This is a genomic window from Streptomyces sp. NPDC050759 (assembly GCF_044456945.1).
Taxonomy (GTDB): domain Bacteria; phylum Actinomycetota; class Actinomycetes; order Streptomycetales; family Streptomycetaceae; genus Streptomyces.
Map to the genome: position 1 here is coordinate 570,850 of NZ_JBITGI010000001.1, position 24,613 is coordinate 595,462.

21 protein-coding genes and 1 pseudogene are annotated in these 24,613 nt (G+C 72.4%); 14 read left to right on the forward strand and 8 right to left on the reverse strand.

Annotated features, from left to right (window positions below):
• Window positions 1-12 precede the first annotated feature (12 nt).
• From ACIBJB_RS02545 to ACIBJB_RS02560, 4 genes are read left to right on the forward strand one after another with little or no spacing between them, the layout of a single operon-like run.
• A complete protein-coding gene (locus ACIBJB_RS02545) occupies window positions 13-918 on the forward strand; it encodes a hypothetical protein (RefSeq protein ID WP_398926811.1) in 906 nt (301 codons plus the stop codon).
• The gene (locus ACIBJB_RS02550) at window positions 915-1,124 is read left to right on the forward strand and encodes a Trm112 family protein (RefSeq protein WP_359375591.1); all 210 of its coding nucleotides are present in this window, start codon (window positions 915-917) and stop codon (window positions 1,122-1,124) included. The genes ACIBJB_RS02545 and ACIBJB_RS02550 overlap by 4 nt, the downstream gene beginning before the upstream one ends.
• Window positions 1,121-1,954, forward strand: coding sequence for an FkbM family methyltransferase (locus ACIBJB_RS02555; protein WP_398925716.1), 834 nt, complete (start codon window positions 1,121-1,123; stop codon window positions 1,952-1,954). Before ACIBJB_RS02550 ends, ACIBJB_RS02555 begins: the two co-directional genes overlap by 4 nt.
• Entirely contained in the window at window positions 1,920-2,522 is a 603-nt protein-coding gene (locus tag ACIBJB_RS02560) for a hypothetical protein (RefSeq protein ID WP_398925718.1), read from the forward strand. The genes ACIBJB_RS02555 and ACIBJB_RS02560 overlap by 35 nt, the downstream gene beginning before the upstream one ends.
• On the opposite strand, the gene ACIBJB_RS02565 is transcribed toward ACIBJB_RS02560, so the two are convergent.
• Both ACIBJB_RS02565 and ACIBJB_RS02570 read right to left on the reverse strand, forming a co-directional pair.
• Entirely contained in the window at window positions 2,485-3,144 is a 660-nt protein-coding gene (locus ACIBJB_RS02565) for an O-methyltransferase (RefSeq protein ID WP_398925720.1), read from the reverse strand. The two genes, ACIBJB_RS02560 and ACIBJB_RS02565, sit on opposite strands and share 38 nt — an antisense overlap.
• A gap of 5 nt (window positions 3,145-3,149) precedes the next feature.
• A complete protein-coding gene (locus ACIBJB_RS02570) occupies window positions 3,150-4,217 on the reverse strand; it encodes a MerR family transcriptional regulator (protein WP_398925722.1) in 1,068 nt (355 codons plus the stop codon).
• A 125-nt stretch (window positions 4,218-4,342) separates the two neighbouring features.
• Here ACIBJB_RS02570 and ACIBJB_RS02575 point away from each other — a divergent pair, with 125 nt between their 5' ends.
• Window positions 4,343-5,215: a RimK family alpha-L-glutamate ligase gene (locus ACIBJB_RS02575; RefSeq protein ID WP_398925724.1), complete on the forward strand. Its 873-nt coding sequence runs from the start codon at window positions 4,343-4,345 to the stop codon at window positions 5,213-5,215.
• Window positions 5,216-5,243: 28 nt separating this feature from the next.
• Here the strand turns inward: ACIBJB_RS02575 and fxsT are convergent, their stop codons facing one another.
• Together fxsT and ACIBJB_RS02585 are read right to left on the reverse strand one after the other, a co-directional pair.
• On the reverse strand, window positions 5,244-8,453 hold the full coding sequence (gene fxsT / locus ACIBJB_RS02580) for an FxSxx-COOH system tetratricopeptide repeat protein (RefSeq protein ID WP_398925726.1): 3,210 nt from the start codon (window positions 8,451-8,453) through the stop codon (window positions 5,244-5,246).
• Between the two features lie 443 nt (window positions 8,454-8,896).
• Complete coding sequence (locus ACIBJB_RS02585; protein ID WP_398925728.1) at window positions 8,897-9,607, reverse strand: FadR/GntR family transcriptional regulator; 711 nt, start codon at window positions 9,605-9,607, stop codon at window positions 8,897-8,899.
• A 228-nt stretch (window positions 9,608-9,835) separates the two neighbouring features.
• Between ACIBJB_RS02585 and ACIBJB_RS02590 the strand changes: the two genes are divergently transcribed.
• From ACIBJB_RS02590 to ACIBJB_RS02605, 4 genes are all read left to right on the forward strand, one after another.
• Window positions 9,836-11,233: an SLC13 family permease gene (locus ACIBJB_RS02590; protein ID WP_398925730.1), complete on the forward strand. Its 1,398-nt coding sequence runs from the start codon at window positions 9,836-9,838 to the stop codon at window positions 11,231-11,233.
• Between the two features lie 36 nt (window positions 11,234-11,269).
• A complete protein-coding gene (locus ACIBJB_RS02595) occupies window positions 11,270-12,715 on the forward strand; it encodes an acyl-CoA synthetase (protein WP_398925732.1) in 1,446 nt (481 codons plus the stop codon).
• The gene (locus ACIBJB_RS02600; protein ID WP_398925734.1) at window positions 12,708-14,105 is read left to right on the forward strand and encodes a carboxyl transferase domain-containing protein; all 1,398 of its coding nucleotides are present in this window, start codon (window positions 12,708-12,710) and stop codon (window positions 14,103-14,105) included. The genes ACIBJB_RS02595 and ACIBJB_RS02600 overlap by 8 nt, the downstream gene beginning before the upstream one ends.
• Before the next feature lie 197 nt (window positions 14,106-14,302).
• Window positions 14,303-15,340 carry a rod shape-determining protein gene (locus ACIBJB_RS02605; RefSeq protein ID WP_398925736.1) on the forward strand — a complete coding sequence of 346 codons (1,038 nt, stop codon included), beginning with the start codon at window positions 14,303-14,305 and terminating at the stop codon, window positions 15,338-15,340.
• Window positions 15,341-15,397: 57 nt separating this feature from the next.
• Here ACIBJB_RS02605 and ACIBJB_RS02610 read toward each other — a convergent pair whose 3' ends face one another.
• Complete coding sequence (locus tag ACIBJB_RS02610; RefSeq protein ID WP_398925738.1) at window positions 15,398-16,027, reverse strand: ScbR family autoregulator-binding transcription factor; 630 nt, start codon at window positions 16,025-16,027, stop codon at window positions 15,398-15,400.
• A 131-nt stretch (window positions 16,028-16,158) separates the two neighbouring features.
• Here ACIBJB_RS02610 and ACIBJB_RS02615 point away from each other — a divergent pair, with 131 nt between their 5' ends.
• Together ACIBJB_RS02615 and ACIBJB_RS02620 are read left to right on the forward strand one after the other, a co-directional pair.
• The gene (locus ACIBJB_RS02615) at window positions 16,159-17,253 is read left to right on the forward strand and encodes a Gfo/Idh/MocA family protein (RefSeq protein ID WP_398925740.1); all 1,095 of its coding nucleotides are present in this window, start codon (window positions 16,159-16,161) and stop codon (window positions 17,251-17,253) included.
• Between the two features lie 208 nt (window positions 17,254-17,461).
• Window positions 17,462-17,929: a hypothetical protein gene (locus ACIBJB_RS02620; protein ID WP_398926813.1), complete on the forward strand. Its 468-nt coding sequence runs from the start codon at window positions 17,462-17,464 to the stop codon at window positions 17,927-17,929.
• Window positions 17,930-18,069: 140 nt separating this feature from the next.
• Here the strand turns inward: ACIBJB_RS02620 and ACIBJB_RS02625 are convergent, their stop codons facing one another.
• From ACIBJB_RS02625 to ACIBJB_RS02635, 3 genes and pseudogenes are all read right to left on the reverse strand, one after another.
• On the reverse strand, window positions 18,070-18,984 hold the full coding sequence (locus ACIBJB_RS02625; RefSeq protein WP_398925742.1) for a DUF4231 domain-containing protein: 915 nt from the start codon (window positions 18,982-18,984) through the stop codon (window positions 18,070-18,072).
• Window positions 18,985-19,169: 185 nt separating this feature from the next.
• Window positions 19,170-19,497, reverse strand: a pseudogene (locus ACIBJB_RS02630) (alpha/beta fold hydrolase); the annotation flags it as partial.
• A 142-nt stretch (window positions 19,498-19,639) separates the two neighbouring features.
• On the reverse strand, window positions 19,640-20,578 hold the full coding sequence (locus ACIBJB_RS02635; RefSeq protein ID WP_398925744.1) for an anti-sigma factor RsbA family regulatory protein: 939 nt from the start codon (window positions 20,576-20,578) through the stop codon (window positions 19,640-19,642).
• Between the two features lie 400 nt (window positions 20,579-20,978).
• Between ACIBJB_RS02635 and ACIBJB_RS02640 the strand changes: the two genes are divergently transcribed.
• The 3 genes from ACIBJB_RS02640 to ACIBJB_RS02650 all read left to right on the forward strand — a co-directional run bounded on the left by ACIBJB_RS02640 (window position 20,979) and on the right by ACIBJB_RS02650 (window position 24,613).
• The gene (locus ACIBJB_RS02640; protein WP_398925746.1) at window positions 20,979-21,650 is read left to right on the forward strand and encodes an ANTAR domain-containing response regulator; all 672 of its coding nucleotides are present in this window, start codon (window positions 20,979-20,981) and stop codon (window positions 21,648-21,650) included.
• Window positions 21,651-22,347: 697 nt separating this feature from the next.
• Window positions 22,348-22,944 carry a hypothetical protein gene (locus tag ACIBJB_RS02645; RefSeq protein WP_398925748.1) on the forward strand — a complete coding sequence of 199 codons (597 nt, stop codon included), beginning with the start codon at window positions 22,348-22,350 and terminating at the stop codon, window positions 22,942-22,944.
• 115 nt (window positions 22,945-23,059) lie between these two features.
• Window positions 23,060-24,613, forward strand: coding sequence for an APC family permease (locus ACIBJB_RS02650; RefSeq protein WP_398925750.1), 1,554 nt, complete (start codon window positions 23,060-23,062; stop codon window positions 24,611-24,613).

Below are 24,613 nucleotides of genomic sequence, written 5' to 3' on the forward strand. Positions count from 1 at the left end.
ATGTGGTGGGGAGTGGCGGCGGCCCTGTTGGCGAACACCCTGTACAGCGTCGGATTCGTCCTGGAGAAACGGGCGCTCACCTCCCTGCCGGAGGTGAACATCCGGCAACCGGTCAAGCTGCTCGGGCTGGTGCTCCGCAGCCCCCTGTGGATCGGCGGCTCGCTCTCGCTGGCGGCCGGGTTCGGGGCGCAGCTCGCGGTCTACCGGACGCTGCCGATCGCGGCCGCGCAGGGCATCTTCGTCTCCGGTCTGGTGCTGCTCGTCCTGCTGTCGGCCCGGCTACTGGGCGAGGAGACGACCGGCCGGGAGCGGTACGCGCTGGGCGCCATCCTCGCCGCGCTCCTCATGGTCGTGCTGTCGCTGAAGGAGGGTTCGGACCAGGTCAGCCGGGACGCCCCCTATCAGCTGATCCTGCTGGTGTGCGTGCCGTCGCTGGCGGCCGGCGTGTGGCTGTACGGGTCCGCCGAGCGGCGCACGAGGCACCGGCACCGCATGCCGACGACCGGCGTCGAGTACGGCGTCGCGGTGGGCCTGCTGTACGGGGTCAGCTCCCTCGCGATCAAGGGCGTGTCGAGCTGTCTGACGTCAAGTGGACTCGGCAGCGCGGTAGTTGAGCTGTTGGGCTCTCCGTATCCGTATCTTCTGTTGTTCACCGGGGCGTTCGGCCTGGTGATGTCGCAGGCGGCGCTGCAACGCTGCCGGGCCTCGCTGATCGTGCCGGTGTGCACGACGGTGACCTGCCTCTACACGGCGGTGCTCGGCACGCTCTCGTTCGGCGAGTCCCTCCCCCACGACCCGCTGCGGCTCGCACTGCGCCTCGCGGGCACGGTGCTCGCCGTCGCCGTACTGCTCAGCATGCCCAAGCACGATCCGGCGCCCAAACCCCCCATCGGTGCCAAGGAGTTGACGCCCCCATGAACCCCGACGACCCGCTGCTGCAGATCCTGGCCTGCCCGCTCGACAAGGGCCCCCTGCATCTCGTACCGCCGGACGAGGCCCTGTACAACCCGCGGCTGCGCCGCCGCTATCCGATCGTCGACGGCATCCCGCAGCTGCTGCCCGCCTCCGGCGAGCAGGTGACGGACGACGAACACGAAGACTTCCTGAAACGGATGACTCCATGACCGGACCGGCTCGTACCTGGGCTGCCAGAGTGGCCCCCCTTCTGCCCACCCGGCTGGTCGCGGCGGCCGCCCGGGCCGTGTACCCGCGCTTCGAACCGGAGCTGGCGCGCCTTGCCGACCTGTGCCCGGCGGACTGCCGGACGGCGGTGGACGTGGGCGGCTGGTACGGGCCGTGGACACGGCGGCTGGCCGGACGGGCACGGCGGGTGGTGACCGTCGAGCCGGTACCCCATCTGGCCCGGCTGCTGACCTCCGCGGCCCCGGCGAACGTCCAGGTCGTGCAGGCAGCCGCGACGGACAAGCCGGGCACCGCCCGGCTGTGGCTGCCGCCCGGCGACGAGGGCGACCGGGGGGTGTCCTCCCTGGTCCGGCGGGACATCCACGGCCGGGCGGTGGATGTCCGCTGCGTCACGCTGGACGAACTGGACCTCAAGGACGTCGACTTCATCAAGATCGACGTGGACGGGAGCGAGCTGGCGGTGCTGCGCGGGGCCACGGGAATCCTCGCGCGCGACCGGCCCGCGCTCTTCGTCGAACTGGAGTCCCGCATCCAGCCGATCGGCCCGGTGGTGACGTACCTGTCCCTCCTCGGCTACGACGGCTGGGTGCTGCCCCGCGCCACCTGGGTCCCGCTGTCCGGCTTCCCCCTGGAGGCCCACCAGGAGACGGCGTCGTACGTCGTCAACCAGGGCCTCCTGCGCCGGGTCCTGCCCTTCGTCCACCGCCCGCGGTACATCAACTCGGTGCTGTTCCTCCCTGACGGGCGCCGTCCCGGTGTCAGTGCTGTAGGGGACGATGGGGGACATGCCCTCCGGAAAGCAGGCGGCTAGCGCGCCCTTCACCCCGCTCGACTTCCAGCTGGTCCTGCTGCGCCGCATGGCCGACCACAACCCCGGCCTGGTGGAGGACGCCCGGCACGCGCTGGGCGTCTCGATCGCGGACATGCGGGAGGCCAACAAACGCTGGCAGGCGATGATCCGTTCCCCGCGGGCCCGCACCCCCGCCTCCCGGTACCGCTCGGTCCTCGGCGCCCCCGAGACCGTCCTCACCCGCAAGGTCGGCGACCTGGAGTGCGAGGCCTGGCTCTGGCCCGTCCCCCTGTGGCCCGACCTCCGCTTCGAAGCACTCCTGGCGCCGAACGGCTCGACGGTGTGGAACGAGTGGCTGATCAGGGCACCGGAAACCGAAGGCCCTGACCTGCGCACCCTCGAAGACCTCACCCCCTGGTCCTGCACCGTGGACGAGGCGGCCCGGGCCTTCCCTCCGACCCGCCCCCTGGAGGGCACGGCCCCGACCCGCTGGGGCCTGACGTTCACGGCCCCGGACGGGAAGGGCGTGCGCCGGGAGGTGGTGGCCGAGTTCACGTGGGGCCTGCTGCAAAGGGTTGCGGTGCGCTGATCGCGCCCTGCCGCCCGGCGGTCCGGCGCCGCGTCCCCACCAGGGTGGCCAGGTCCTCGGCCAGCGGCAGTTCGATCGTGTCCAGGGCGGGGTGCTCCAGCCAGAAGACGCGGGGGCGGTCCACGGAACCGCCGTGCCGGGGCGGCCAGTTGGATGCCGGGGTGAAGTCGTCGATCACGATTCTGCCGCCCGGGATGAGAAGACGGGCCGGGTCGGCCGGGGTGTCGTCGGAGGTCTTGCCGGTGCCGCCGCCGTCGAGGACGAGGAGGTCGTAGGGGCCGTAATCCTCGATGCGGCGCCAGTCGCCGTCAAGGATCCGCACGTCGGGTCGGTCGGCGAACACCTCGGCGGCGACGCGGGCGCGCTCCGGGTCACGCTCGACGCTCAGGAGCCGTACGCCGTCCCGCGCCCCCGAGGCCAGCCACGCCAGACCCACCCCGCAGCCCGTACCGGTCTCCCCGACGAGGGTCCGCGCTCCGCCCGCCAGGACCTGCAGCAGACGGCCCTGTTCGGGGCGGCAGGAGTAGGGGAAGCCATGGGTACGGGCCGCGGCGAGGGCTCGTTCGACGAGCGGGGGGAGAGGGGATTCCCTGTCGTACGCGTCGGTTCCGGACATCGACATGGCCGTCATGATGCAGGGGTATGGGCCACCGTCTCCACCACGTCCGCCACCACACAGCTGACGTTGTCCGGGCCGCCCGCGGTGTTCGCCGCGTCGACCAGACAGTGGACGGCCGTGTCGGGGGCGGGGGCGGTGGTGAGCAGGTCGCGGATGGTGGTGTCGGGGACGACGCCCGAGAGGCCGTCGGAGCACAGCAGATAGCGGTCGCCGGGTTCCGCGTCGTGCAGTTTCAGGTCCGGGAGGCCGGTGGTGAGGGCCTTGAGGAGCAGGGCCCGCTGGGGATGGGTGACGGCCTCCTCCACCGTCAGCCGGCCCTCGTCGATCAGCGACTGGACCACCGTGTGGTCGTGGGTGACACGGAAGAGGGCGCCGCCGCGAAGGAGATACGCGCGGGAGTCGCCGATGTGCACCAGGGCGAGGCGGGAGCCGGTCCACAGCAGGGCGGTCAGGGTCGTGCCGTTCTCGGCGGTCCCCGCGGCGACGTCCCGTACCGCCTCGGTCGCCCCGTGCACGGCGTCCGCCAGCAGGTTGAGGACGTTGCCGGCGCGGAGGTCGGCGGTGTCCAGGAACCGCAGTGCCGCCACGGCCGCGCTGCTGGCGGGGGCGCCCGCCGGGCCGTATCCGTCGGCGACCGCGAGCAGGCGGGCGCCCGCGTGGGCGGTGTCCTGGTTGACGGGGCGGACCAGGCCCGGGTCCGAGTGGGCGGAGTACCGCAGTTCGAGCACGGTGGTGTCCTTCCTCGGCGTCGCCGCCAGCTCGTCGACGAGGAACGCGGCGAGATCCCGCCGTACGGCCGTCTCCGCCTCGACCTGCGCCCAGTACGCGCGGATCTCGTCGGCGGCGGCAGCAGGCGGGAGCGCGCACACCGTACGGATCCGGGCCAGCGGCATGCCCAGCCGCCGCAGCCACGCCACCAGCCGGGCCTGCTCGAGCTGGGCCGGCGTGTAGTAGCGGTAGCCCGTCGCCGCGTCGACGCGGGCCGGACGCAGCAGCTCCAGCTCGTCATAGAGCCGCAACGCCTTCGGCGACAGACGGCACACCCGCGCAAAGGCCCCGATCGTCAGCCACTCCATACGGCCTCCTCATGTTCCTCGCTCCTGATGGTGGGGCTTCACCCAGGGGGAAGGTAAAGCGGTTGCCGCGGTTGCTTCCGCGGCGGATAGCCTGCCGGTCGAGCCGTATGGGAAAGGAATCCGCCGTGCCCCGAATAGCCCTCGTCACCTACGACCCCCGACCGGAACCCAGCAGGGACGCCGACCTCCCTCTGCTGGTGGCCGCGCTGCGCGAGGCCGGGGCCGAGGCGGAGGCCGTGTTCTGGGACGACGGTGACGTCGACTGGGCCGGGTACGACCTGGCCGTCATCCGGTCCACCTGGGACTACAGCTGGCGGGCGGCCGAGTTCGTGACGTGGGCGGAGCGGTGCGCCAAGGTGACGCGGCTCGCCAACCCGGCGGAGGTCGTGCGCTGGAACACCGACAAGCGGTACCTCGGGGAGCTCGCGGAGGCCGGGGTGCCGGTGGTGCCGACCCGGTATCTCGCGCCCGGCGACCCGGCCGACCTGCCCCGCGACCACGAGTACGTCGTCAAGCCCACGTCCGGGGCGGGCGCACGGTATGCCGCCCGGTACACGCCCGAGCAGCACGACAGTGCCGTACGACAGCTGGAGCGCATGCACGCCGAGGGGCTGACCGCGATGGTGCAGCCGTACATGCGGGGCATCGACGCGGGCGGTGAGCGGGCGCTGCAGTTCTTCGGGGGCCGGCTGCTGCACGCCAGCCGCAAGCGGGCGGTCCTCGCTCCCGGTACGGCCTTCGACGCGGCCAAGGTCGCCCACCCGGGCCTGGAACCCTGGACGCCGACTCCGGCCGAACTCGAGGTCGCCGAGCGCGCCCTGGCCGCCGTACCGGATGCGCCGGAACTGCTGTACGCGCGCGTGGACCTCGTCGACGGGGAGGACGGGCGGCCGCGGGTGATGGAACTGGAACTGGTCGAACCGAACCTGTTCCTGTTCCTGCATCCGGAGTCGCTGCGGCCGGTGGTGGAGACGGTGCTTGCGGCTGCCGGTCGCTAGCGCGGGCCCCGGACGCCGAGCGGGCGAGTCACAGGTGGGCAGCGACCCTGAACGTCTCGATGAAAAGCTCACGGCGCGCTGAATGGGCTGCGAGTGGCGTTCCCTTTCCCGCGCGCCAACGCCAATAGGCCGCGGCGGAAACGGCGGTGTACGCCTCCGACGCGTCGGCGCCGAGCGTCCGCTGGATGTTCCGGGTCAGTTCGCCGAACGCGGTCGCCGCCCCCTCCCGGTCTCCGGCCTCTCCACGCCCGCAGGCGAGCTCGTGGCGCAGCCCCAGGTACTGCGGACCCGCCTCCAGGGCCCGGCGCAGACTTTCCGTCAGCCTCGCGTACACGAGGGCGGCCGCGGCGATGTCACCCGCCTCCATGCGCCACATCAAGACGCCGCGTAGGACGGAGAGTGTGTGGGGACTGTCGGCACCCTCCGTGAGCAAGAGGGAGGAGACCACATGGGTGAGCTCGTCCGCGGCGGCTGCGGGATCCCCCGTGTGTCCCTTGTGGTGGGCGCGCCCCGTCCTGACATCGAGGACGGCCGGGTCATGGGGACCCAGATGTCGCGTCACGTTCTCGAGCAACTGGTCGTGCGCGGCGAGAGCCGCTTCGCGGTCGCCCGCGATCCAGCTCCAGCGGGCAATCTCGACCAGCGTAGAGCGGATGCGATCGTGGTCGTCGCGCAGGATCCGCCTTTGGTCCTCCAGCAATTCGGCGTATGCGGCGACGGCCCCGACAGGATCGCCGGCCCGCCCTCGCCAGAGGCCGAGTCGGGCGCGAGCCACCAGCGTGTCCGGGTGGTCCGCGCCGAATACGCGTTCCGCGTCCGCCGCGACGAAGGCGAACTCGGCGGCCGCTCCTGACGCGTCCCCCGACCACCCTTTCCACAGGGCCAGATTGCTTCTGCTGGTGACCGTGTCGGGGTGTCCTTCCCCGAGAACCCGCCTGCGGTGCTCCAGCAATTCGGTGAGAGCCTCGACGGCACCGGCCGCATCCCCCGCCTGTCCCCGGCAGAAGGCGTGGTTGCCCCTGGTGGCGAGAGTCATCGGGTGATCGTCCCCCAGGACCCTCCTGCGGTGCTCCAGCAGTTCGGCGAAGGCCTCTACCGCCCCGGTCACGTCGCCCGACTCTCCCAGGAAGTAGGCGTAGTTGTTCCAGGTGGTCAAGGTATGAGGATGGTCGGTCCCCAGCGTCTCTCGCTGGATCTCCAGCAGTTCGGCGGATGCCTCGACAGCACTGGCCGCGTCTCCCGACCTTCCGCGGAAAGCCGCGAGGTTCCCCCGCAGCTGGAAGGTCTCGGGACTGTCCGCGCCGAGCACCTCCGCCACGTCCTTGAGGATCTCGGTCAACTCGTCGGCTGCCTGCGCCCACTCCCCCGACCGCCCCCGCCACATCGCCCTGTTGGAACGGGCGATCAGGACGTTCCTGTCCCGTGCGCCTAGCACTCGGCCCGCGTCCTGTACCAGTTCTGCGCAGACGGCGGCCGCCCCGACGGTGTCCCCCGACTCCCCCAGGCAGTTCGCGAACGTCCCAAGCGCCGCCAGGGTGATCCGGTGATCCGGGCCGAGTCGCGACCGGGCCGTCTCCGCCAGCCGCCGCCAGTGGTCCCGGGCCGCGATCACCTGGCCCGCCTCCAGGAGGCTGTACCCCATCACGGACAGCACCGGGTGCTTCTCCGGTTCCCACAGCGCGTCGGGGAAGTGCTCGTACAGAACGGCGGCGTTCGCACGCAGGGAGCCGATGAGGTCCGTGTCACGTTCGGTGTCGGGCCAGGCTGCGACGAGAGCGTCGGCCGCAGTCCGGCCGCAGTGGCGCCGGCTCCCCGCGCTGAAGCGCTCCTGGACCGCGCGCTGGACGAGCCGGTGGACACGAACCGCTCGGTGCGCCACCTGAGGGTTGTGCTCGACGAGGCTGAACTGATGCAGATTCCACAGGGCGTCCGTGGCGTCGTCGGCCGTCGGCTCGGCATCGGACGAGGGGTGTGCGTGGTACACGCCGCCATGAGCGAGATGGGCGCGAGCGGGGGCCGATGTGATCACGGCGGCTGGGATCCCGTTGGGGTCGAGGACGGACAGCAGCTGGAGCAGCGGGCGCGCCAGGCCTTGGGGAGGCAGTTGATCGGCCAGGTCGATGGACAGGTCCCAGGCCGCAGCCACGGTCAGGTCCTGTTCGTCCGGAAGGCCGATGCGCGGCGGCAGCAGGTCCTTCAGGGTTCTCGCGTGGTCGGCCAGGCGTCTGCGGTACGCCGCGCAGTCCAGCTGCCTATTGACCATGTAGGGCACGGTTTGGGAGAGGGCCAGAGGCAGTCGGCCGAGGTCCTCCGCCAGACCCTCGACCTGTACCGGCTCTGCGTTTCGACCGTGGGCTTCCAGCTTCGCGGTCAGGTACGCGACGGCCTCCTCGCGGCTGAACCGGTCGACCTCGACACGCCGGCGCCCGGGCCCCAGGAGGGCCGCGTCCCGGTTCCGCGTGGTGATCACGGTCTGCCCATGAGGGGAGGGCGGAGGCAGCAGCCCACGTACGGCTTCGGCGTGCGGCACGTCGTCCAAGACGATCAGCCAGCGCGCCCCGGGAACGGGGGAGCCGGACCTGCTTCCCGGGGGAATCGCGAGCCAGTTCAGGAACGTGTGCGCGGCCTGGGGATCGTCCTCCCCGACTCCAAGGAGCTGAACGGCCGCGCTCGTGTACGCGTCGACGACTGCCGCCCTCGACGCCGCCGTGGCCCACAGCAGCACATCCACCCGTTTCGCCGCCAAGGCCGAACGGGCGTGACAGGCTGCCAGTTGGGTCTTTCCGACACCGCCCATACCGGTCACGAGTTCGCAGGGCGCTGAGGTGCCGTCCGCCGCCGCGGTCTCCAACGTCCGGCGCAGATGTGGCCGATCCTGGTAGCACTCCGCTGCGGGCGGGACCGGCCCCAGGACCCTGCATACCGGCCGGGAGCCGCCTCGGCCGGCGTTCGTCCGCCTGTGCTGCCGGGCCGCCCTGCGCCGGGCTTCCCACCAAGCGGTCGGGTACGTCCGGTGCTCCCCGCGGACCAGCTTCCCCAGGACCGTCACCAGAGCGTCCAGAGACTGCCGATGCTTGTCCGAGGGAATCGACGCACCGTTCACCCATTCATGCAGGACGGACTGCGCCACGCCCACCCGGCGGGCGAGCGCCTCGTACTGCGGCGAGCCCGCGGCCACATAGAGGCCACGCAAGTCGTCCCCGAAGCCCCGAACGGGGTCCCCCTGCCCCTCCGTCATGCCGTGACCGCCCCGTCCGCCGTTCTTCCGGTCCGAATGAACACCGAACAACCTCCGTACCTGGACTGACCAGCGTAAACGGACGTCCGCCAGTGCGGGCCCGCTCCACAGAACCGCCACGGGCCTGAGGACATGGGCGCAGACCAGCTCACCCGGCCACCCGGCCGGCTCGACGGAAGGCGGCGACGATGCTCGCTACGCTCCACGGTGTCGATGGCACACTCCTGCCCGTCACGATCAGCGGTGCGCTCTATGTAGGCACCATCGCAACCGTGGCTCTCACGGCCGTGCTGGCGCGCAGCCCGGGCAGGCGTCGGGACGCCCGTGAAGCGCTGAAGGTACTGCTGTGCCGTCGTGGCGGCAGTCAGTAGCCGATGGCTGGTAGCCGGTCGGCGATGGCGGGTGAGCGGTGGCGGGCCCGGTCGCCGGAGCTCGTCGGCGGTCTACTGGTCCGTCGGGTCCGGCTCCCAGTCCAGCAGCCGTACCTTCGCCACCGTGCGGACATGGCGGCGCATCGCCGAGGCCGCCTGGCCCGGGCGCTGGAGGGTGATCGCGTCGAGGATCGCGCGGTGCTGGGCGAGGGAACGCTCGGGGCGGTGCGGCTGGCGCAGGGACTCGGTGCGGCTCTCGGCGATCTGGTCGGCGATGGAGCGCATGAACTCCGCGAGCAGGCTGCTGTGCGCGGCTGCCGTCACTGCCGCGTGGAACAGCCGGTCGCCCTCGATGCCGTGGCCGCCGTCCTCGATCTCCCCGGCCATCCTGGCGAGGGCCATGCGCATGGCGACCAGGTCCTCGTCCGTGCGGCGTTCGGCGGCCAGTTCGGCGAGTTTGGTCTCCAGGGCCTCGCGGGCGTCGAGGACGTCGGGCAGGCGCCGGCGCCGCTCGACCATCTTCTCGACGGGCTCGACGTCGAGGCTGTCCCGGACGAGATACGTCCCGCCGCCGTGCCGTGCCTCGACCAGCCCCTGGACCTCCAGCACGACGATCGCCTGCTTCACGGAGGCCCGGCTGACGCCGAGGCGGGTGGCCAGGTCGCGCTCGGGCGGGAGCCGGTCGCCGGCCCGCAGCCCGCCCTCGGCGACGTACTGGCGCAGCCGGTCGAGCACCTGCTCGTAGAGCCGCGGCTTGGTCATGGGGCGCAGGGCGTCGGTCACGGGTCCCCCTCTCGTTTCGTCGGGAGAGTAACACCCGAGTAACACCCCATAGGTGGCCAATTGGTCAAGTGGCTGAGCCAATTTTGCGCGCCCCCTTGACGGACCGCGCGGTCCGCACCACGCTAACCAGCCATCCCCCATGTGGCCGAGTGGCTCAGCCAATTGTCCAATTGTCCACTGAGCCAGTTGGCCACCCCACCGCTCCGGGGCCCAACGACGGGAGCCCGTATGTCCCCAGAACTCATCTCGATCCTCGTCCTGGTCGTGGTGTTCGTCATCGCCACCACCCGTTCCGTCAACATGGGCGCCCTCGCCTTCGCCGCGGCATTCGCCGTGGGCGAGCTCGTCGCCGATCTCGACGCGGACGGCATCTTCGCCGGCTTCCCCGGCGACCTGTTCGTCGTCCTCGTCGGCGTGACGTACCTGTTTGCGATCGCGCGGGCCAACGGCACCACGGACTGGCTGGTCCACGCGTCCATCCGGCTCGTGCGCGGGCGGGTGGCGCTGATCCCGTGGGTGATGTTCGCGATCACCGGCGCGCTGACGGCGATCGGCGCGGTCAGCCCGGCCGCGGTCGCGATCGTCGCGCCGATCGCGCTGAGCTTCGCCGCGCGGTACGGGATCAGCCCGTTGCTGATGGGCGCGATGGTCGTGCACGGCGCCCAGGGCGGCGGTTTCTCACCGATCAGCATCTACGGCACGATCGTCAACGGCATCGTCGAGCGCGAGCACCTCCCGGGCAACGAGGTGTTCCTCTTCCTGGCCTCGCTCATCGTCAACCTCGTCATCGCGGGCGTGATGTTCGTGCTGTTCGGCGGGCTGAAGCTGTGGGCGCAGGGTGCGGTCCCGTTGGACGAGGCCACCGGGGCCGGGGGTGCTCCCGACAAGCGGGACGCCCCGGACGACGGCACCGGCGCCGCGCCCTCCCCCGGTGCCGGCACCTCCTCCGGTGCCGCCCCCGGCGGCGGCACCGGTCCCGCCACCGCCACCGCCGTGGCCACCCGCACCGAGACCCCCGGCACCACCCGTCTCACCCCCGCCCGGATCGCCACCCTCACCGCTCTGGTCGCCCTCGTCGTCGCCGTCCTCGCCTTCGACCTCGACGCCGGGCTCACCTCCATCACCCTCGCGGTGATCCTGAGCGCCGCCTGGCCGGAGGACAGCCGCAAGGCGGTCGGGCAGATCGCCTGGTCCACGGTGCTGCTGATCTGCGGTGTCCTCACCTACGTCGGCGTGCTGGAGGAGATCGGCACGATCAAGTGGGCCGGGGAGGGCGTCGGCGGCATCGGCGTCCCGCTGCTGGCCGCCGTGCTGCTGTGCTACATCGGCGCGATCGTCTCCGCGTTCGCCTCGTCCGTGGGGATCATGGGTGCGCTGATCCCGCTGGCGGTGCCGTTCCTCGCGCAGGGCGAGATCGGGGCGGTCGGGATGGTGGCGGCGCTGGCGGTCTCGGCGACGGTCGTGGACGTCAGCCCGTTCTCGACGAACGGCGCGCTGGTGCTGGCCGCGGCACCGGACGTGGACCGCGAGCGTTTCTTCCGGCAGTTGATGATCTACGGAGGCATCGTGGTGGCGGTGGTACCCGCGGTGGTGTGGCTGGTGTTGGTGGTTCCGGGCTTCGGGTAGGACCGACAGGCGACGACATGTTTGGAGTTGTGAAGCGTGACCTCTCTCTTCCCGGCCCTCAGGGGCGCCACGGCGGACCGTCCCGCCCTGCGGTTCGGCGACCGCTCACTCACCTACGGGCAACTCGCGGCAGCGTCCGGCGCCCTGGCGGGCCGTCTCGCGCGGTACGACCGCGTGGCCGTCTGGGCGACCGCGGAACTGGAGACCGCGGTGGCCGTGGTGGCGGCGCTGGAGGCCGGTGTCGCCGCGGTGCCGCTCAACCCGAAGTCCGGGGAGAAGGAGCTCGGGCACATCCTGAACGACAGCAGGCCGGGCCTGCTGCTCGCCGCGCCTGGCACCGAACTTCCGGCAGCCGTCGGTGACTTGGAGCGCGTCGACATCGACGTGCGCGCCACCGGCGGCACCGTCCCCGACAGTGCGGCGCAGGACGGCGACCCCGCCCTGGTCGTCTACACCTCCGGCACCACGGGCCCGCCGAAGGGCGCCGTGCTCCCCCGCCGGGCCGTCGCCACCACGCTGGACGCCCTCGCCGACGCCTGGCAGTGGACGTCGGACGACATCCTCGTGCACGGCCTGCCCCTCTTCCATGTGCACGGCCTGGTCCTCGGCATCCTCGGCCCGCTCCGCCGCGGCGGCTCGGTCCGTCACCTCGGCCGGTTCAGCACGGAGGGGGTGGCCCGCGAGCTGAACGCCGGCGCGACCATGCTCTTCGGCGTCCCGACGATGTACCACCGCATCGCCGAAACCCTGGCGCAGGACCCCGAGTTGGTGAAGGCACTGGCCGGGGCCCGGCTGCTCGTCTCCGGTTCGGCGGCGCTCCCCGTGCACGACCACGAGCGCATCACGGCCACGACCGGCCGACGGGTCATCGAGCGCTACGGCATGACGGAGACCCTGATGAACACCAGCGTGCGCGCGGACGGCGAGCCGCGCGCCGGGACCGTGGGGGTGCCGCTGCCGGGCGTGGAACTGCGGCTGGTGGAGGAGGACGGGTCGCCGATCACGTCGTACGACGGCGAGACGGTCGGCGAGATCCAGGTGCGCGGGCCGAACCTCTTCACCGAGTACCTCAACCGGCCGGACGCGACGGCGGCGGCGTTCGCGGCGGACGGCTGGTTCCGCACCGGGGACATGGCGGTGCGGGACGCGGACGGATACGTCCGGATCGTCGGCCGGAAGGCCACCGACCTGATCAAGAGCGGGGGGTACAAGATCGGGGCGGGCGAGATCGAGAACGCACTGCTGGAGCACCCGGGGGTGCGGGAGGCCGCCGTGACCGGGGAGCCGGACCCGGATCTGGGCGAGCGGATCGTGGCGTGGATCGTCCCGGACGATCCCCAGTCCCCGCCCGCTCTGGGCGAGTTGGCGGACCACGTGGCCGCCCGTCTCGCCCCCCACAAGCGCCCGCGGGTCGTCCACCACCTCACCGCCCTCCCCCGCAACGACATGGGGAAGATCATGAAGCGGGCGCTGCATGACTGAACGGCCGTCAGCGCGCGAGGTCGTGGCCCTGGTGTCCGACGACTTCTCCGAAATCCCGTACCCCGAACGGCAGTCGAAGCCCGACGGCCCCCTCGCCTGGCAGGGTTACGACGCCTCGCGCGCCCGTGCCGCCGAACGCACCGGCGAGCAGGAGTCGGTCATCTGCGGCACCGCGCGCGTCGAGGGCACCCGAGCCGTCCTGATCGCCTTCGAGTTCGGCTTCCTCGGCGGCTCGCTGGGCGAACGCACCGGCGACCGTCTGGAGGCGGCGTACACGTACGCCCGCGCACACCGGCTTCCTGTCGTCCCGTTGGTGGCCACGGGCGGCAGCCGGATGCAGGAGGGCATGCTCGCCCTGACCCAACTCCAGCGCGTGGCCCGCGAGTCGGCCCTCACCCGGGAGGCCGGTCTCGCGCAGATCGCCGTCCTGCGCGACCCCACCACGGGCGGCGGCTGGGCCACTCTGGGCGCCGGCGCGGACGTGATCCTCGCCCTCCCTGGCGCCCAGGTCGGCTTCGCGGGCTCCCGGGTCCGCCCCCCGGACGCCGACCCGTCGGCGTACACGGCGGAGGCCCAGGTGGCGGCGGGCGCGGCGGACGCGGTCGTACGACCGGAGGAGCTGCGGCGGACGCTGGGGAGGTGGCTGCGGTTGCTGGCGAGGCCGTCGGACAGCGCCGCCGACGCGACGGCGGACGGTCGCACCCCCGAGGCCCACCCCGCACGACGTACCGAACCCGCCCCCGTCCCGCCCCCTCTCGGCGCCACCGCCCTCCCCGCCACCGGGTGGGACGCGGTCCGGCGTGCCCGTAGCGCGGAGCGCCCTCGCGCGGGCGCCTACCTGGACGCCTACTTCACTCACCGCGTGGCCATCTCGGGGGATCGCTGCGGCGGCGCCGACCCGGGCATGGTGTGCGGGTTCGGCGAGCACGAGGGGCGCACCATCGCCTACGCCGCCCAGACCGGCACGGCGACCCGCCCCGCCGGCTACCGCACCGCCACCCGCCTGATCCGCCTCGCGGAGCGGCTGGGCATCCCGGTGCTCACCCTGGTGGACACCCCGGGCGCGGCCAACGACGCGGAGGCCGAACGCCAGGGCGCGGGCGCGGCCATCGCCGACCTGTTCACCACGGTCGCCTCCGCCCGCGTCCCGATCACCACCCTCCTCATCGGTGAGGGCGGGTCAGGCGGCGCCCTGGCGCTGGCGGCACCCGGCGCCACGTACGCCACCCCGGACAGCTATTTCTCCGTGATCGCCCCCGAACTGGCGGCGGCGATCCTCAAGCGACCGCGGGCGGAGGTCGAGGCGACGGCGGACCAACTGCGGATCCGGCCGCAGGACTTGGTGGAGCTCGGGGTGATCGCCCACCCCGAGCGGGGAACACTGCCGTAGGCCGCCCGCGGACCCCTTGACCCTGAATCACGAGACTTTACAAAACGCTCACATCGGGCATAAACCACAAAACCGCCCATTTAGCCGCACCCCACCCGGCCCCTCAATAAAGGCCCCTCCTCCCCCACCGCCGCACAATGCCACTAAGCCCCGCCACCCGGCGCGGCCCACGGTCTGTGCTCTCGGGAGGACCTGCGATGACCGCCAGTCTGGAGCAGCTGCGCCGCTGCCACTTCGCCGTCGACCTGGGCGCGGCGAGGACGCGGGTGTACGTGAAGGGGGCCGGGCTGGTCGTCGACCAGCCGTCGGCCGCCGCCGTGAACACCCGCACCGGCGCGCTGATCGCGGTCGGTGAGTTCGCCGAGAAGATGACGGGCCGCACCCCCGACTACATCCGTGTCGTACGGCCCGTCTCCGGCGGCACCATCGTCGACATCGAGATGGCCCAGCGCATGCTGCGCCATCTGCTCGGCGACAGGATCCGCCGCAATCTGCGCCGCAAGCCCCGCCTGCGGGCCGCCGCCTGCACCCCGCACGACGCCGACCCGCTGGCCCGGCGCGCGGCGATCGAGACCCTCGTGGGACTCGGGGCGCGACGCGTGGAACTCGTGGACACCCTCATCGCCGCCGCCGTCGGCTGCGGGCTGCCCGTCGAGCGGCCCGAGGCGACCATGATCATGGTGTGCGGGGCCGCCGCCACCCAGGTCGCCGTGCTCTCGCTCGGGTCGATCGTGACCGCCGAGCGCATCCCGGTCGGCGGTGAGGCCGTCGATCACGCGATCGTGCAGCACCTGCGTCACGAGCACGAGCTGATGCTGCCCAGTCAGTCCGTACGACCGCTGCAGCTCGCCCTCTCCGGCAACGGCCTCACCCCGCAGGGCCCCGCCTCCACCGAGATCCACGGCCGGGACGTCGCCACCGGCCTCGCGCGTTCCGTGCGGGTCGACACCGCCGCCGTACGGGACGCGATCGAGACCCCGCTGACCGCCGTCCTGGACGGGATCGGCCGGGTACTGCGCAACTGCCCGCCCGACCTGGTGGCCGACCTCGCCGACCGCGGGATCATGATGGTCGGCGGTTCCGCCCTGCTCCCCGGGCTCGACCAGATGCTGCGGCAGGCGACCGGAATGCCGGTGCACATCGCCGAGCGGCCCGACGTCTGCGCCGTACAGGGACTGGGGTACATGCTGGAGGGCAGGATCGAGCCGCTGTCGCTCGACCCGCTGGCCACCTGAGGCACGGCAGGCGCCCGAAGCCGCCGCAGTCACCCCCGTGTGACCCGTGAGACCCCGTCAGACCATCTCGGGCACCAGCGCCGTGCCCTCGGGACGGAACCGCTCCAGCCGCCGTGGCGGCACGATGCTCGGCAGCAGCATCTCCCACATGAGGGTGGTCTCCTCGGTCAGGTCGGCCCGCCCGCTGAGGACCTGGGAGCTGAGCTGCAGCCCGGTCCAGGAGCCGACGATCAGCCGGGCCACCCGCCCGGGGTCGAGGTCCGCCTTGACGTCCCCGCGCCGCTGCGCCTGGACCAGGCACTCCCGGAAGAGCTCGATCCACCGGGTGTACGGCTCGCTGACGATGCCCGTCTTGGAGCTCTGGTCGATGACCAGGCGGATGCCGGCCCGCACCCGGACGTCCGCCACCAGCAGCCGGGCCATGGTGTGCACGATGTCGATGACGGTCTGCACCCCGGGCCTGCCCGTGTCCGTGACCGACTCCAGGGCGGAGAACTGCTCGTCGACGAGGGCCTGGGCGAGCTCCTCCTTCGAGCCGAAGTGGAAGTAGAGCGCGCCCTTCGTCACCCCGGCCTCCTTGACGATGTCCCCGAGAGACGTCCCGTGGTACCCCTCGGCGTCGAAGGCGCGGGCCGCCCCGTCGAGGATGGCCGACCGGGTGACCTCCGCGCGTTCCTGCCTGACCATGCGTCCAACCCCTGCCTGTGTCGCGACGAGCTCTCGGGATCAGTCTGCCTTCCCGGCTCATAAAAAAACCAACCGACTGGTACTTTTATCGATGGACCAGGGAACCACCCTGGAAAACGAGGGGAGTTCGCATGGCGGACAGGATCCGGGTGGGAGTCGTCGGCGCGCACGCCGAGCGGGGATGGGGTCGCCACATCCATCTCCCGGCACTCAGGGCGCTAAACGACTTTCAGGTCACGGCCGTTGCCGGTACGACCGCCGCGTCGGCGCGGGCCGCCGCCGAGGTGTGGGGCGCGCAGAAGTCGTACGACGACGCCCGGGCACTGATGGCCGACCCGGACGTCGACCTGGTCACCGTCGCCGTCCAACTCCCCTCCCGGGACGGTCTGGTGGAGGCGGCGATCGCCGCGGGCCGGCATGTCTACAGCGAGTGGCCGCTGGCCCCGGACGCGGCGGGCGCCGAGCGCTTCGAGTCGGCGGCGCGGGCGGCGGGCGTACGGCACGCGGTGGGGCTGCAGAGCCGGCACCACCCCGAAGTACGGCTGCTGCGGGAGGTGTTGACGCAGGGGCTGATCGGGGAGGTGCTGTCGGCGTCCCTGCTGTACTCGCTCGCGACGCCCGAGGTGTGGTCCACGCGGTACGCGGCGCTGTTCGACGAGACGAAACGCGTCAACCACCTCGCCGTGGTGGGTGGTCACTCGCTGGACATGTTCCAGTACGCCGTCGGGGACTTCGCCGAGATCTCGGCGACCCTGGCGACCCGGATCGACCGGATCACGATGGAGGAGACCGGCGAGGCGATCGAGGTGACCTCCCCGGACCAGATCGTGCTCGGCGGTCTGCTGGAGTCGGGCGCGGCGGCCTCGGCGCACTTCATGACGGGCGGCCCGCGCGGCGACGGCTTCCGGATCGAGGTGCACGGGCGGACGGGCCGGCTGGTCCTGGTGTCGTCGGACGACTCGCTGGTGGGCCCGCGTTTCACCCTGACCCACGCCCCGGCGGGCGGCTCCCCGGCCCGGCAGCTCACCGTCCCCGACGCACACCGCCCGCTGCTGGGCACCCCGTCCCCGGTCAGCAACGTCGCCCAGGTCTACACGGACCTGGCCCGCGCGATCCGCACGGGCGACGACTTCGGCCCGGACTTCACCACCGCCGTCCGGGTGCACCGGCTGCTGGACGCGGTCAGGTCCTCGGCCGCAAGCGGCCGTCGGGTGCGGCTGAGCTGAGGGGCTGGTCTGACGGGCTGAGCTGAGGGGACGTCGCCCGACGAGCCCGGTGTGAGCAGGTGCGCCCCTGTGTGCTCCCCGCCGGCGGCGTTACGGTGGAGTTCCGACGGCTGTGGGAGGCTCTCTCGTGACGAGCGGAACCGCGACGACCCGACAGGCCGGAACCGATTCCACCGCGACCGCACCGGCTTACACCTCCGTCACCCGGATCGGCGTGACGGGGCACCGCTCCATCCCGGGCTCCGTCTTACCCGGTGTGCGGGCGGAGATGCGCAGACACCTCAGCGGCGGCGCCCTGGAGGCCTTCACCTGCCTCGCGGCCGGCGCCGACCAGCTGTTCGCGGACATCGCCCTGGACGGCGGCGTCCCGGTGACGGCGGTGATCCCGGGCATGGACTACGAGGCCCACCTCGACGACGAGGCGGCGCGCGCCGGATACCGCAGGATCCTGCGCGCCTGCGCGAACCGGGTGGATCTGCCGCGCGAGCCGACGCACGAGGAGGCGTACTTCACGGCGGGCCGCTGGATCGTCGACCACTGCGACCGCCTGATCGCCGTCTGGGACGGCCGCCCGGCCCGGGGACCGGGAGGCACCGGCGATGTGGTCGCCTACGCGCGGAGGACGGGGGTGCCGGTGACCGTACTGTGGGAGCCGGACGTGCGCCGCGCGCCATGACAGCCGCCTGGTGACCGGCGGCGCCGAGCGTGCGGGGCCGGGGGCGGCTGCCGGCGGTGGCGCCGGGGACCGGGACCGCCGTACGAGAACAGGGGCGGGCGCGCGTCGAGCAGCAGGCCGAGACCGCCGGGCCGGGTCCGTCAGCCGCCGAACCTGCCGAGCCAGTCGGAGTGCTGCGGCGACACCAGCCGCTCCGCCTCCGCCACCGCGAGGGCCCACCGGTCCTCGGTCACGGTCGTGCTCATCTCGACCCGCAGGGTCTCCAGATCCTGCTCGACGAGCGAGTGCGCGTAGGTCAGCGGCCGGTGCCGGCGCACCTCCTGCCAGGCGACCCCGGCCGCCGCGGAAGCGCTGAGCACCCCGGTCAGGTCCCAGGCGCCGAGCATCCCGGCCGCCCTGAGCACGGCCGCGAGCAGGGCCAGGAAAGTCAGTACGGCGGTCACGGACGACCACTGCACGGAGGCGCGGTGGCTCTGCGCCGCGCGGCGCCGGTACCAGGCCTGCTGCTCCAGGAGCCGCTCGCGCAGATAGAGGTCCCGCCGTACCTCGATCGTCTTCGCGCGTACGGCCCGCATCCTCGGCGTGATCTGGCCCGCGCCGCGGGCGGCGGGGCCGTTCCTCAGGTCCACCCAGCCGACCTTGCGCATCTCCCGCAGGCGTTCCTCCAGCCGTTCCGCGAACAGTGCGTCCGGGTTGGGCGCTTGGGAGTGGAAGACTCCTCCGTGCACCATGTACTGCCAGGCCAGGGACTTCAGCAGTTCGGCGACCGCTCGGTGGGCCTGCCACTGCGCGCGGGCGCGGCGGCGTGCGATGTGCAGGCCGATGGCGATGGTCAGGCCGTACAGCACCGCCGCGAGGATCGCCGGGACGTGGCTGTCCAGGCCCTGGCCCAGCATCGCCACCGTGGTGGCGGCCAGCAGAACGGTCAGCTGCCGGCGCACGGCGCGGAAGGATTCGCTCTGATGAGAGATCGCGGTCTGGTCACTCACGCGAAAGAGCGGGGGCAGATCTTCCACGCTCAAGGTCATGCTGGGACCCGGTGCAGCAGGTCTCATGGACACCACCCCCGATGTCGGACTCCCCCGGAAACCGAGTATGGGTGTGATTGCCCTGCCAGGCCACGCCGCAGAGGCTGTCTCTTGAGGCAAGGCCGCTCTCACGACGGCGCGCCCGCCACCGGTTCCCACGTCCGAACCCCTCGCGTCGGTCCGGGAGTTGCGCCGCCTCGGCCGCCGGGCCCGGCGTGCGGGGCTCCGGCGGAGCGGCCGGCCACCGTGACCCGGTCGAGTCCGAGGGCGTCGGCCACATCGGCCACATCCTGGGCCACGTCCGCCACCCGGCGGCGCGGCATACGGTCCGGGCGCCTTCGTACGGTCCGAACCGCCGTACCCCGGGCGGTCGTAGCTGATGAGGCGGGCTCCGCGCTGGTGGAGGAACATCGAGCGGGGTTTCGGCCCCACCCGGCTGCCGGGCATGCCGTGCGGGAGGAACACGGGGCGTCCGTGCGGATCCCCCGAGACCTCCACGCGTAACCGTCGTCCGTCCGCCGTACGCACAGGGGCGGGCACCGCCGCGCTCCCCCACCCGAGGCCTTGACCGGGCCACGCTGCCCGAACCTTGCCCACGCGGGGGCACGGCGACGAATGCGCAGGTCAAGCGGGACCGGGGCCGGGTGGACCCGGCGCAGTTCGGCACGGGCTCGTCAAGGGCTCAGAGGGCGAACCAGCAGCGGACCGTGGAGCCCTCCGGCCCGGTGTGCACCCGCACGAGGTCGGCGACGAGGTTGACGATGAGAAGGCCGCGGCCGCCGTGCTGGTCCCGCGAGGGCGGCCGGCGGCCGGCCAGCAGGTCGGTGAGGTGTCCCCGGTCGCGGACCTCGCACACCACGTGCCCGTCCTCGGCCCATACCCGCAGCAGGCCCGAACCGCCGCCGTGCACCACGCTGTTGGTGGTCAGCTCGGCCACGGCCAGCGCCAGGTCGTCGAGCCGTGGCCGCACGAGCCCGCACCGCGCGGCCGCGTCGGTGGCGAAGTGCCGGATCTCGCCGAGCACATCGGCGACGAAGGCGTGGGCCGGCACGTCGGGGGCCGGCGGCAGCGGGGCGTTGTAACGGGCGTGCACGGCCTCGAAGTCGTACCGTCCGCTCTCCTCCTCGCGTCCGGAGCCGGCGTCGACGACCACGGGGTGGGTGGCGTAGGCGTCGGCGACGGCCTGCGGGTCGAGGCGCCGGGTGTCGTAGGGGCACAGGATGGTGACCGGGCGGCCCTGGAAGGCCGCGTTGATCAGCGCCTCGTGCTGGACGCAGGCCGGGTACTCGGTGGCCGTGCGCCCGGCCCAGATCGGCTCACCGACGATCCGCACCCGGGTACCCGGCGGCTGGGCGTCGGCGAAGGCGCGCAGCACCCCCGGGATGATCCGGCCGGGGTTGCGCCCGGCCTCGCGCATGTCGAGGAACCGTACGGCCTCCCCGGTGCCGATCTCCGCCTTCAGCAACCGCAGGTTCTCGGTGGGAACGGCCACGGCCACCGGTTCCCCGGCGGCGAGCGCCTTGCGTACGAACGGCACCACACCGGCGAGGTACTCCCGCTCGTCGCGGTAGAAGAGCGCGGGATGCACGAACGGACCCGCGGTCTCGGCCACGGCGTTCACGACGTCTTCACCACGCTCCCGCCCGCCGGAAGGTGGCGCCGGGGCGTCTCGGGCCATCTGTCCACACCTGCTCTCCACTCTCCCGACCGGGCTGTCTTCCCTTCGATACGTCTCCCCGCCAGAAACGTCTCTCCGCCACTACCTGGACGAGAGCGCGTTTACCCCCGGGAGGCGCCTGTCACTCCCCGATGAGCCGGGTGTACTCCCGACAGCGGCCGGGTGTCCTCCCCACAGCGGCCGGGTGTCCTCCCCACAGGAGCCGGGTGTACTCCCCGACGCGCCGGGCAGGCGCATTCCAGCACCGCCGGGCCCCGCGCGACGCCACCCCCGGACCGGGCCGGGAGCCGGCGGCGATCGGTGACTCAACGTCGTGACGACTGTGGGGAGCAGCGAGGCGGACATGAGCTCAGCGGCACACACGTCGCTCGCAGGGCGATGGAACAACCTGACCATCGACACCGGCGTGGAGGGGGACAGGGCCGTGCTCGTCCTCCGCGGCGATCTGGTCCACGGCTGTGCGGACACCCTGGCCAGGGCCCTGGCGCGGCTGCCGGACGGCATCGGCCGGGTCGACCTGGACATGACCGGCGTCGTGTTCATGGACACGACGGGACTGCAGTTCCTGGAGGTCCTCGACACCTACGGCCGCCGCCGTCGGGTGCGGGTGACGGCGACCGGCTGGAACGGCCTGCCGCGCCGCGTCCTGGAGACGGCCGGTCTGGATCCCGACGATCCGCTGAACGGCCCGGGGACCCACCGCGAGCCGGTGCCCTCCGCGGTGGTCGTGGAGCGCGCGGAACAGCTGGACCTGCTGCGCACGGAGGTCGAGCAACTGCGCCGGGCGATCGTCACCCGCCCGGTCATCGACCAGGCGCGCGGGGTCCTGATGGCCGCCTATTCCTGCTCCTCGGACCAGGCGTGGCACGTCCTGCGGGAGGCTTCCCAGCTCTCCAACACCAAGCTGCGCAAGGTCGCCGCGGTGGTCACGGCAGAGGCCGGGGGCGCCGGCCCGCCGCCGTCGCCGGAGCTGCGGCGGGCGCTGCGGACGGCGATCGAACGTTGCCCGAACTGAGCGCCGAGGAACGGATCGACGAGCCGCCGTTCACGCGGACGGCGAGCCACGCGCCGGGATCGTGGCGTACCGCTGCCGGGCGTGGAGCCGCGGCTGGTGGAGGAGGACGGGGCGCCGATCACGTCGTACGACGGCGAGACGGTCGGCGAGACCGAGGTACGCCGGCGGAACCTGTTCGAGGCGGCCGGGGCTCACCCGGAACTGCGGCGAAGCGGTACGGCGCCGGAGTGGACGTCGATCGCCCGTGGACGGTCGTGGCGTCGAGGGACTGCCCGCACCGGTGTCAGTACGGCAGCAGCCGTCCCGACGGTGTCCTGCGGTCGATCTCGGGCTGCCGGGTGTCACGGGAGGACGAGGGCCGACGGCTGACGCGAACGCGGATCTGGCGGTTCATGGCGCCCTCCTGGGCCTGGTTTCCTGTTCCCCGACACGAACCAGCCTCGTCCCCGAGACCCGCCCGCACATCGTGCCCACGGAGGCACCTGCCCTGCCTCCCCGGGACGACCGCACCGCCTCCCACTACTCCCGGGGGAGGAGAACTACCCCTGAGAACGGCCGATCACGCCTTGTCCGGCAGGACGCGAAGGAACAAGGGCCCGCGCACGAGGCGCACACTGGAGGGACGCGGCGCCCGAAAGCCGGTTCGCGCGAGGGCGTGGCGAGGGAGCCCGGGCCGCCACGGACGCCAGGAGGAGCCATGCGCACAGGCACAGCTCCGGACCGGCCCGCGCCCCGAGCGGCACCGTGGCCCGGTGTCCGACGGTGGCTCGCGGCCGGACGACTGCTCGCTGTCGTACGGCAGTTCTCGGCCGTAGGGGCACACGTGCGCCCGCTTCTGCGCCCCCACCGGCGCCCCGCCCCCGTCGGCCCGTCACGCCCTGACGAGTTGCGGGCGCTCGTCGCGGTGCTGGACGAGGCGGTGGCCGCGCAGCGGCCGGCCGACGAGGCGGTGGCCGCGTGCGGCGAGCCCGGCCCGGTGTCCCGCGGTACGGCACGCGACTGCGGGCTGCAGAGCATCACCGTGCACCGGCTGCGCACCCGCCTCCAGGACCTGCGCACCACCGACCCGGACCTGGTGGCGGCACAGGCCCGCGCGGCCCGGCTGCTCGCCTACGACCTGTGGATGCTGCGCGCCTCGATGAACCTGGCCTTCACCGTCCGCCCCGTCGACCGCACCGAGGCGGCCCGTCTGCGCCTCAACGGCCTGGGCCGCCCCGCGGACGACCTGCGCCGCCTGCGCGACACCCTGCGCGCGGAGCTCCGGGACGGCTGGGGCCCGCTTCAGGACCGCTAGGGCCCGCTTTCGGCAACACCCGGTCAAGAGTTCCCAATGAACGCTTGTGAGCATGTGCGGCGGCGTCGATCATTGGCCGAATTCCGCCTGTACCGCCCATCCGCAGGAGCTCCCGGTGACCGCTGGCCCCATCACCTCAGAGCCGGCCGACGCGCCGCCGGCAGCCCGGTCGGAACGCCAGAAGCTGCGCAAGCACTTCGGCCGCTTCGACATCCTGTTCTTCCTGCTGTGCACCATCGTGGGCGTGGACACCATCGGCACCGTGGCCTCCTCCGGCGCGGAGGCGTTCACCTGGCTCCTCGTGCTGGCCGCCGTGTTCTTCGTGCCCTCCGCCCTGCTGACGGCCGAGCTCGGCGCCGCGTTCCCCGACGAGGGCGGCCCCTACATCTGGACCAGCCGCGCCTTCGGCCGCCTGGCCGGCGCGGTCAACAACTTCCTTTACTGGATCACCAATCCGGTCTGGCTCGGCGGCACCCTCTCCGTCTCCGCGGTCACCGCGTACACGACCTTCTTCAACGACGGCAAGGACCTGAGCACCCCGGCCTTCTACGTCTTCACCCTCGCCTTCGTCTGGATCGGGGTCCTCGCCGCGATCCTCTCCTTCGACGTCGGCAAGTGGATCCCCACCATCGGCGCGTGGAGCCGCTTCCTCCTGCTCGGCCTGTTCACCGCCACGGTCGGCGTCTACGGCGTCCGGCACGGCCTGCACGGATTCGGACTCGGCGACTTCTCCCCGACGTACGCGGGCTTCGTCGGCCTGGTGCCCGTCCTGATGTTCAACTACGTCGGCTTCGAACTGCCCAGCACCGCGGGCGACGAGATGACCGACGCCCAGAAGGACGTGCCGTACGCGGTCTTCCGCAGCGCCGCCCTCGCCGTACTCCTCTACGCCCTGCCGATCCTCGGCATCCTGCTCGTGCTGCCCGTCAAGGCCATCAGCGGTCTCGGCGGCTTCATCGACGCGATCCGCCAGGTCTTCACGGTCTACGGCGGCCATGTCGCCGGCGACGGCACCGCCACCCTCAGCGGCGCCGGAAGCGTGCTCGGGGACCTGGCCGCGATCCTGTTCATCCTCACCGTGCTGTCCTCGGGCGTGACCTGGGTGATGGGCTCCGACCGCGCCCTCGCCGTCTCCGGCTACGACGGCGCGGCCCCGCGCTTCCTCGGCGTCATCTCCAGCCGCTTCGGCACCCCGGTCCGCGTCAACGTCCTCAGCGGGCTGGTCTCCACGGCCGTCCTGGTCCTGGCCCACGAACTCACGAACGGCAGCGCGGCGAAGCTCTTCGGCGCGGTCCTGGGCCTGGCGATCTCCACCACCCTGGTCAGCTACCTGGGCATCTTCCCGGCGCTCGCGGTACTGCGCTGGAGGGCCCCAGAGGTCCCGCGCCCGTACAAGGCGCCCGCCCCGCTCGCCATCAGCATCGTCCTGACCCTGCTCGTCCTGTTCGCCTGCGTCCAGTTGGTCGCCCCGGGCGCCGGCGACGGGTGGTTCGGCCCGACCTACGCACCGGACGGCTGGAGCCACCACGAACGCGTCAAGTACCTCCTGACGGAGGCCCTTCCCCTGCTCGGATTCATCCTCCTCGGCGTCCTGTTCTGGGCGCTGGGCACGCCGACGCGCAGGGCGGAGGCCGAGGCGGCCGCCCGGGCGGGCAAGCTGCTCGGCTGA

Excerpts from the sequence above, each read along its gene's own strand:
- ACIBJB_RS02605 (WP_398925736.1), top strand. The coding sequence starts at position 14,303 with ATGACCGCCAGTCTGGAGCAGCTGCGCCGCTGCCACTTCGCCGTCGAC.
- ACIBJB_RS02555 (WP_398925716.1), top strand. The coding sequence starts at position 1,121 with ATGACCGGACCGGCTCGTACCTGGGCTGCCAGAGTGGCCCCCCTTCTG.
- ACIBJB_RS02640 (WP_398925746.1), top strand. The coding sequence starts at position 20,979 with ATGAGCTCAGCGGCACACACGTCGCTCGCAGGGCGATGGAACAACCTG.
- ACIBJB_RS02560 (WP_398925718.1), top strand. The coding sequence starts at position 1,920 with ATGGGGGACATGCCCTCCGGAAAGCAGGCGGCTAGCGCGCCCTTCACC.
- ACIBJB_RS02590 (WP_398925730.1), top strand. The coding sequence starts at position 9,836 with ATGTCCCCAGAACTCATCTCGATCCTCGTCCTGGTCGTGGTGTTCGTC.
- ACIBJB_RS02625 (WP_398925742.1), bottom strand. The coding sequence starts at position 18,984 with ATGAGACCTGCTGCACCGGGTCCCAGCATGACCTTGAGCGTGGAAGAT.
- ACIBJB_RS02610 (WP_398925738.1), bottom strand. The coding sequence starts at position 16,027 with ATGGTCAGGCAGGAACGCGCGGAGGTCACCCGGTCGGCCATCCTCGAC.
- ACIBJB_RS02565 (WP_398925720.1), bottom strand. The coding sequence starts at position 3,144 with ATGTCGATGTCCGGAACCGACGCGTACGACAGGGAATCCCCTCTCCCC.
- ACIBJB_RS02550 (WP_359375591.1), top strand. The coding sequence starts at position 915 with ATGAACCCCGACGACCCGCTGCTGCAGATCCTGGCCTGCCCGCTCGAC.
- ACIBJB_RS02570 (WP_398925722.1), bottom strand. The coding sequence starts at position 4,217 with ATGGAGTGGCTGACGATCGGGGCCTTTGCGCGGGTGTGCCGTCTGTCG.
- ACIBJB_RS02600 (WP_398925734.1), top strand. The coding sequence starts at position 12,708 with ATGACTGAACGGCCGTCAGCGCGCGAGGTCGTGGCCCTGGTGTCCGAC.
- fxsT (WP_398925726.1), bottom strand. The coding sequence starts at position 8,453 with ATGACGGAGGGGCAGGGGGACCCCGTTCGGGGCTTCGGGGACGACTTG.
- ACIBJB_RS02615 (WP_398925740.1), top strand. The coding sequence starts at position 16,159 with ATGGCGGACAGGATCCGGGTGGGAGTCGTCGGCGCGCACGCCGAGCGG.
- ACIBJB_RS02645 (WP_398925748.1), top strand. The coding sequence starts at position 22,348 with ATGCGCACAGGCACAGCTCCGGACCGGCCCGCGCCCCGAGCGGCACCG.